At 33.3% G+C, this 1,544-nt stretch carries 2 protein-coding genes; one reads left to right on the forward strand and one right to left on the reverse strand.

Annotation, left to right across the window (positions count from 1 at the left end):
- Positions 1 to 1,080 (forward strand): TaqI-like C-terminal specificity domain-containing protein (locus FTV32_RS16975; RefSeq protein ID WP_257227657.1); only part of this gene is annotated, 1,080 nt, incomplete at its 5' end.
- On the opposite strand, the gene FTV32_RS16980 is transcribed toward FTV32_RS16975, so the two are convergent.
- Positions 1,073 to 1,544 (reverse strand): hypothetical protein (locus FTV32_RS16980; RefSeq protein WP_257227658.1); only part of this gene is annotated, 472 nt, incomplete at its 5' end. The two genes, FTV32_RS16975 and FTV32_RS16980, sit on opposite strands and share 8 nt — an antisense overlap.

Genomic DNA, 1,544 nt, shown 5'->3' on the forward strand with positions numbered 1-1,544 from the left:
TTAGATATACAGTCTATTTATGATTTAGGGGATACAAAAGTATTTAGTTCTGCAGCGGTACTTCCAGCACTAGTTTTTTCTAAAAAAAATAATAATCAAATTAAGGTCGATCCTGAATTTATTACTGTTTATGAAGTGAAAAAATCAAAACAAGACCATAAAGAGGTCGAAACGATTTTTTCAGAAATAGAGGATATTACTCAACATATTAAAGTTGGTAAGTCTAAATTTGAAATTATTAGAGGAATCTTAGATTTATCTAGTTCTAAAAATAACGTATGGACTGTATCAACTAAGGAAAGTAATTCATGGTTAAGTAAAGTAACGATGAATACTTGGAAAACATTTAAAGACATTGGTCCAATTCGAGTAGGTGTTAAGTCTACAGCAGATAAGGTATTTATACGTGACGATTGGGATTCGTTTGATCCTAAACCTGAATTAATCAAATATTTGTTGACTAGCGAATGTGCGCAACAGTTTAAGGCTATCAGACCGAATAAGCCTAAAGAAATTATTTATCCACATACAAGTGAAAATGGAAAGAAAAAAGCCGTAGATATAGATCAGTATCCAGCTACTAAACAATATTTAGAAGTGTACAAAGAGCAATTAAGTAGTAGGGAATATCTGATAAAAGCGGGTAGAAATTGGTATGAATTGTGGGTTCCACAAAATCCAAGTCTGTGGTGTAAGCCAAAGATTGTTTTTCCAGATATCTCTGAAAAACCAAAATTTTGGATAGATCTAGAAGGCAATATAGTTAATTGTGAATGCTATTGGATTACACCAGACGATAGTAAAGATAATGAATTATTATGGTTATGTTTAGCAGTTGCTAACTCTAGGTTTATTGAGCAGTTTTATGACTATAAATTTAACAATAAGCTATATTCAGGAAAAAGAAGGTTCATGAAGCAATATGTTGAAGAATTTCCTATTCCTGATCCTGAATTACAGAACTCTCAAGAATTAATTAAGTTATCAAAGATGATTTATAACTTGTTAGATCAGAAAGAAAGTTCAAAGCTTAAAGACAAGCTAGATGAACTTGTCTTTAAAGCGTTTGCTGTTAATTAAAAAAGTTTGCTGGGAGTGGTAATTGGATTTTCCCATTTACTACTTTACCTTGAAACTGAGTAAATCTGTTGAAGAAGCTCTCGCCAGTAGTAACAACTAGATGAGTCAGTGTAACTAGACTCCCATTAGTCGTTCCGTAAAACACCGCATATCTAGTATCACAATGACGCACTAAAGTTGAATCTACTGGGAAGCCTAAATTATCCAAACTGTCAGGACAAACTAGCCCTAAATCGATAGTTGGAGAAGTCTGAAGCTTGACTTCCAATAACTGATTTTTAATATCGGGGAATTTCCCATCATCAGCGTAGCTAGAATATCCTAAAGCTTCGCAAACTAATTTATGTAATCCAGCCCCACGATTACGTTCCTGTACTATGCCTGGATCACTAAAAGTTAAGCCAATGAGTGGAGAGAGCCTAGTGAATACTTCTTTAATAGAAAGTAATTCTTTAGATGATGGA

It is taken from the genome of Acinetobacter sp. YH16032 (assembly GCF_013417345.1).
Classification (GTDB): Bacteria; Pseudomonadota; Gammaproteobacteria; order Pseudomonadales; family Moraxellaceae; genus Acinetobacter.